Origin of the sequence: Pseudomonas citronellolis (genome assembly GCF_029335315.1) — a bacterium.
GTDB lineage: Bacteria > Pseudomonadota > Gammaproteobacteria > Pseudomonadales > Pseudomonadaceae > Pseudomonas > Pseudomonas citronellolis_A.
On record NZ_JARJLT010000389.1, the window covers coordinates 1 to 5672 of the forward strand.

Below are 5672 nucleotides of genomic sequence, written 5' to 3' on the forward strand. Positions count from 1 at the left end.
TGGAGCGGCGCCGGGCTTTGGCATTCCGTCGGCAGCCTTGGAGCAACAGGATGACTCGGGATCACTCTCCACGCCGAACGGCCCCCTCGCCCTTCAGGGAGAGGGCTGGGGAGAGGGCGTGGACTCAACCCCAGCACCACAACACCCAGCGAAACTCCCCATGCCCCCCATCCTGATCTTCGGCGCCGGCCCCGCCGGCACGGCCACCGCCATCGGCCTGCGCCGCCTTGGCTACGCCGTCACCGTCATCAGCGAATGGCGGCGCTTCGCCGCCGTCGAAGGGGTGTCCCAGCGCGTGCTCGAAGGGCTGCGCCACGCCGGGTTGAACCACGCCCTGGCCTGCGCCGCGCCGCCGTCGCAGCGGCGGGTGAACTGGAACGGCGCCGAGAGCGCGCAGAACGTCGAATTCCTTCTCGATCGCCCGCTGTTCGACCAGGGCCTGCGCCAGGACCTGCGCGACGCCGGCGTCGAAGTGCTGGAAGACCGCGTGCTCGGCGTCGAGGCCGTCGAGGGTGGGCACGAAGTGCGCCTGGAAAGCGGCCAGCGCCTGCATACGCACTTCCTGGTCGAGGCCCGTGGCCGCCAGGCGCCGCTGAACCAGAAGGCCGGCAAGGCCCGCCGGGGCCCGGAAACTCTCAGTCTGCTGAGCCGCTGGCAGGGCGCGCCGGGGCCGGTGGCCAGCGCGGTGCAGAGCCTGGCCGACGGTTGGGCGTGGATGGCCCGGCTGGCCGATGGGCGCTGCTACTGGCAACTGACCCTGGATGTGGCCAGCAGCGAACTGCCGGCCAGGGAACGACTGCTCGACTACTGCCGCGAACGCCGCCAGCGCTCGGCATTGAGCCGTGCGTTCTTCGCCGACGACGCCGAACGGGAACTGGAACTGCACGCCCGCAGCAGCACGGCGATCCTCTGCCTGGAAGCCTGCGGTGACGACTGGATTCGCGTGGGCGACGCGGCCATGGCGGTGGACCCGCTGTCCGGCAACGGCATCTTTCAGTCGCTGTCCTCGGCGCTACAGGCGCCGGTGGTGATCAATACGCTGCTGCGCGCGCCGCAGCGCGCCGAGCTGGCCAGGCGCTTCCACCAGCGCCGGGTGGAACAGCTGTTCCTGCGTTTCGCCCGCGTCGGTCGCGACTTCTATGCCGAGGAAAAGCAGTGGCCGGCGCAGCCGTTCTGGCAGGCCCGCAGTGGCTGGCCGGACGCCGTGCCCAGCCATGCCCCGGCGGACTTCGAGGCCTTGCGCATCGAGCGCGCCCCGGTGCTGCGCGACGGCCTGGTGGACGAGGCCGAGGTGGTGGTCAGCCCCGACCAGCCGCTGGGCGTCTGGCACCTGCAGGGGCTGGAGCTGGCGCCCTGGCTGCGGCGCCTGCGCAGCGAGCCGCAGGAACAGGTCCTTGGCGCGCTGCCGCCCGAGCAGCGGCGCGCCTTCCAGGGCTGGCTGTTGAGCCAGGGCTACCGGCCGCGCTGATCAGGCCTTGAACTGCTGCACCAGGCGGTGCTGCTGTTCGGCGCTGTGGTTCAGCTGCTGGCTCAGGTGCGCCGAGCGTTCGGCCTGGTCCGACAGCGACTGGGTGACGTCGCGGATGGCGCCGATATTGCGGCCGATCTCCTCGGCCACGCTGCTCTGCTCCTCGGCGGCGCTGGCGATCTGCAGGTTCATGTCGCTGATCAGGTTCACCGCGCCGGTGATGCGTTGCAGCGCGTCGATCGCCTGGCGCGCCTGCTGCACGTTGTCCTGGGCCTGGCGGTAGCTGCTGTGCATGGCGTCGGCCACCGACAGGCTGCGCGCCTGCAGGTTCTCGATCACCCCGCGAATTTCCTCCACCGAATCCTGGGTGCGCTTGGCCAGGCCGCGCACCTCGTCGGCGACTACCGCGAAGCCGCGCCCGGACTCGCCGGCGCGCGCCGCTTCGATGGCGGCGTTGAGCGCCAGCAGGTTGGTCTGCGCGGCGATGCTCTGGATCACCGCGAGGATCGCGCCGATCTGCTCGTTGCTGCTGGCCAGGTTCTGCAGCTCGCCCATGGCCTGGTTCATGTCGCCGGCCAGGGCGTCGATGCCGGCGCTGGTCGCCTCGATGGTCTCGTAGCCCTGCTGGCTGGCGCGCTCGGCTTCGCTGGCGGCTTCGGCGGCGCTGGCCGCGCTTTGCGCCGAGGCGTTGGCGGTGGCGGACATCTCCTGCAGCGCGGTGGCGACCATGTCGATCTCGCGGAACTGCTGCTGGATGCCGTCGCTGGTCTGGCGGGCGATCACCGCCGACTGGTCGGCGCCGGCGCGCGCCTCGCCGCTGGCGGCCTGCACCGCGGCGATGCTCGGCTGCAGCTTGTCGAGGAAGCGGTTGAAGGCCAGCGCCAGGCGGCCGAGTTCGTCGCGGCGCGGGTAGTTCAGGCGGCGGGTGAGGTCGCCTTCGCCGTCGGCGATGTCCTCCAGCATCCGCGCCAGGCTCAGGATCGGCCGGCTGATGCCGCGCGCGGTGAGGGTCACCACCACCAGGCCGAGCAGCGCCACCAGCGCGCCCAGGCCGATCTCCAGCCAGGTGCTGCGCCCGCGCAGCGTATCGAGGGTGTCCTTCAGCGATTGCGCCGGCGCCAGCAGCACCTGGCGCGGCACGCTGAGCAGGATGCCCCAGGGCTTGGCACCGGGCAGCGGCGCCAGGCTGCTGAGCACCGAGACGTCGGTGCCCTGCTCGTAGGTCAGCGAGCGGCCCTGGGCCATGTCGCCGAGAGCCTGGGGCAGGGCGGGGTCCTTGAACGGCTTGCCGAGCCCGGCGGCGTCGGCGCTGTCGCTGGCCAGCAGGCCGTTGGGGCTGAGGATGCGGATGCGGCCCTGGCCGTCGAACAGCTGGCGGCTGCCCTCGACGCTGCTCTGCTGCAGCGCGGCGAGGTCGATATCGAAGCCGATGGCGGCGAGGAACTTGCCGTTCTCCAGCAAGGGCAGGGTGATGCTGGTGACCAGCCGGCGCTGCCCGGAGGCGTCGTCGAAGTAGGGGTCGAGCACACAGGGCGCGAGGCTCGCCCGCGAGCAGGTGAAGAAGGCGTTGTACGGTTGGCCGCTGGGGCCGGGGGTGGTGTCGGCCAGCACCTGCTCGGTGCCGACCACGTTCTGCTGCTGGCCGCCGTTGCGCAGCAGGTACAGGGCGAAGCGTCCCTGTTCGTTGCTGCCCAGCTCCTCGCGGGCCTTGTAGTCGGCGTCGGCGCCATCCAGCGCCTGGCCGTCGAACACCACGAAGAGGCCGAGCAGTTCCGGGTGCGCGCCGAGCACGCCGCCCATCTCCGCCACCAGCTTGCGGCGCAGCGCCTCGGCGCCGAGGCCGCCCTGGCGGTTCTGCTCGCGCAGGGCCTGCAGGGTGCGCGCCAGGCCTTCGCCGAGCAGCAGCTTGTCCTGCAGCTGGCGTTGCAGCTGCAGCGCCTGCACCTGGCCCTGGGTCTGCAGGCTGGCGCGGGCGGCGTCGGCGAACAGCTTGCCGCTGTCGTCCTTGATGACCTGGCTGTCCTGGCGCGCCTGGTACAGCGACAGGCCGATGAGCCCGGCGGCGATGCCCAGCAGGCACAGGCCGGTGAGCCAGGTGACGCGGCCCTGGATGGTGGACAGGATGCTGCGCATGGGAATTGCCTCCGTGGAAAACCGCGAAACCCGCCGGCCCGCCGCCGCCGTGATGGGGGACGGCGGCGACGCGCGGGCGGGCTTCAGTGCGCCTGGCTTAGAAAGTGCTGGTGAAGATCAGCTGGGTATACAGGTTGTCGTCGGTGCTGCCGATCTGGGTGCCGCCGTTGGCGGCGTCCTTCTTCGGCTTGTACACGCCGACCAGCGGGGTGACGGTCAGGTGCGGGCTGACGATCCAGTCGGCGTACAGGTCGATCTCGTGGCCGCCGAGGTTGCCCAGGTCCTTGTCGATGCTGTCGAAGTGGAACCACTGCAGGCCGATGTCGAAGTTGTCGGCCGGGTTGACCTTGGCGCCGACGTTGTGGACCCGGGTGTTGCTGCTGAACGGGCCGGAGTAGTTGCCCGCCACCTCGCCCTGGAACCAGGTGCCGAAGCCACGGCTGAAGCCGTAGAACAGCGGATCGTAGCCTTCCGAGAAGCGGCTGAAGCGGTAGCTCACGTAGGGCTTCCAGGCGGCGTCGGCGAAGGTCCAGCCGGCTTCCAGGTACCAGGCGTCCTCGTTGTCGGCGTGGCGCTTGTCCTGCCAGGCGTATTCGCCGGAGAGGAACAGGTTCTCGACCCCGGCGTTGCCCTGGCCGCGCACGCTGTAGGTCTTCATGTCCTTGCGGTCGAGCTGGGCGGGGGAGGCGTATTGCTCGTCGATGTCGGTGACGTCGATGTAGGTCAGGCCCAGGGTACCGGCGTCGGAGACGTGCTCCAGGGTGCCGACGTACAGCTCGGGACGGGCCTGGGCGCGGTTGTCGGACTTCAGGCGCATGATGTCGCCACGCCAGCCTTCCTTGCCGCCGATGCGCAGCACGGCGGTTTCGTCGAAGCTGCGACGGCCGGCCAGGTAGTAGGCGCCGCCACGGTTGAACTCGCCGTCGGCCAGGCCGTTGCCCAGGTTGAGGGCGTCACCGTCGATCAGGAAACCGTCGCCGACCACGATGTTCTGGCGGCCGAAGGACAGGTCGATGCCGTCGTCGCCGAGCACCGGGAACAGCTTGCCGGAGCGCCAGCCGAGGTAGGCGTCTTCGATCTTGGTGGTGCGCTCGGAGCCGTCGGTGAAGCCGGCGGCGTCGCCGTCGCCCCAGGTCGCCGAGCTGAGCAGGGCGAAGGCGCCATAGGCGCTGCCGGCGTCGCCCAGGCGCTGGTCGCCGCTCAGGCCGTACTTGATGAAGCCTTCCTGCCAGGACGACGAGCCTTTGTCCTTGGTGCCGCTCTGCGCGTAGTTCTCCTGGCTGTGGAACAGCGCGTAGACCGCGGTGAGGTCGGCGTTCAGGTGGGTGTCGTCGGTGGAGTACAGCGAATAGGCGCTGGCCTGGCCCGCGCCTGCGATCAGCAGGGCGAGCAGCGTCGGGCGTAGGACGGTGGGTTTGAGCATGGCGTGCATCCGTATCGTTATTGTTGGCAGGTGACGAAAGCTATCGGCCGATGCTAAGGCCACGGCCTTTGCTGGCCTTGTGCCTGTCTGCCAAGTGCTTGGATGTGCTTGCCAGATGTCCATTGGTGTGTGCTTTGGACTTTGCGCGAGGGGGCTGTGCCCCCTTGTCATCCCCGCGAACGCGGGACGCGGCTCCATCGCGAACAGCGCTTGCGCTGGCCCGAAGGGGAATAACCCAGAGACTTTGTGGTTGGGGTTTGGTGTAGCGCGCCGCTCCGAGTGCTCGGAAGTTTCTTGTTTCGCCCCCTCGGGCGAGTCACTTTGGCAAACGCCCCAAAGTAACCAAAGGTCTTGCCCCGGCATCCGGGCCCGGCAAGCCGGGCTTCCCTCGCGAACTCCCCCGCCACGGAGGCACCGCCCCGACAGTACGTCCCTGTACAGATCGGGGCGCGCGCGACATCCATGTCGCCCGACCTCCTGAGCGGGGGTTTCGCTCGGCCTCCTGAACGGGGCGTTCGGCGTGCTCGGCTGTTTCTCTGGAAACCCGTAGGGCGGATAACGCCTACGGCGTTATCCGCCATTGCCGTCGACTCCAGCGCTCGGGCCGACGGCGGATAACCGCGAACGGTTATGCGCCCTACGATGCAG

Annotated in this window: 3 protein-coding genes and 1 pseudogene; 1 reads left to right on the forward strand and 3 read right to left on the reverse strand. The window is 69.7% G+C overall.

Going from position 1 to position 5672, the window contains the following annotated elements; translation table 11 throughout:
• The first annotated feature begins 160 nt into the window (after nt 1–160).
• Complete coding sequence (gene qhpG, locus P3W75_RS29745) at nt 161–1468, forward strand: flavin-dependent monooxygenase QhpG (RefSeq protein WP_276230916.1); 1308 nt, start codon at nt 161–163, stop codon at nt 1466–1468.
• On the opposite strand, the gene P3W75_RS32005 is transcribed toward qhpG, so the two are convergent.
• The 3 genes and pseudogenes from P3W75_RS32005 to P3W75_RS29755 form a co-directional block, all read right to left on the reverse strand.
• Entirely contained in the window at nt 1469–2023 is a 555-nt protein-coding gene (locus P3W75_RS32005; protein WP_430765426.1) for a methyl-accepting chemotaxis protein, read from the reverse strand. It lies immediately after the preceding gene.
• 303 nt (nt 2024–2326) lie between these two features.
• Nucleotides 2327–3601, reverse strand: a pseudogene (locus P3W75_RS32010) (HAMP domain-containing protein); the annotation flags it as partial.
• A 97-nt stretch (nt 3602–3698) separates the two neighbouring features.
• Entirely contained in the window at nt 3699–5024 is a 1326-nt protein-coding gene (locus tag P3W75_RS29755) for a hypothetical protein (protein WP_276230918.1), read from the reverse strand.
• Between the last annotated feature and the right edge of the window lie 648 nt (nt 5025–5672).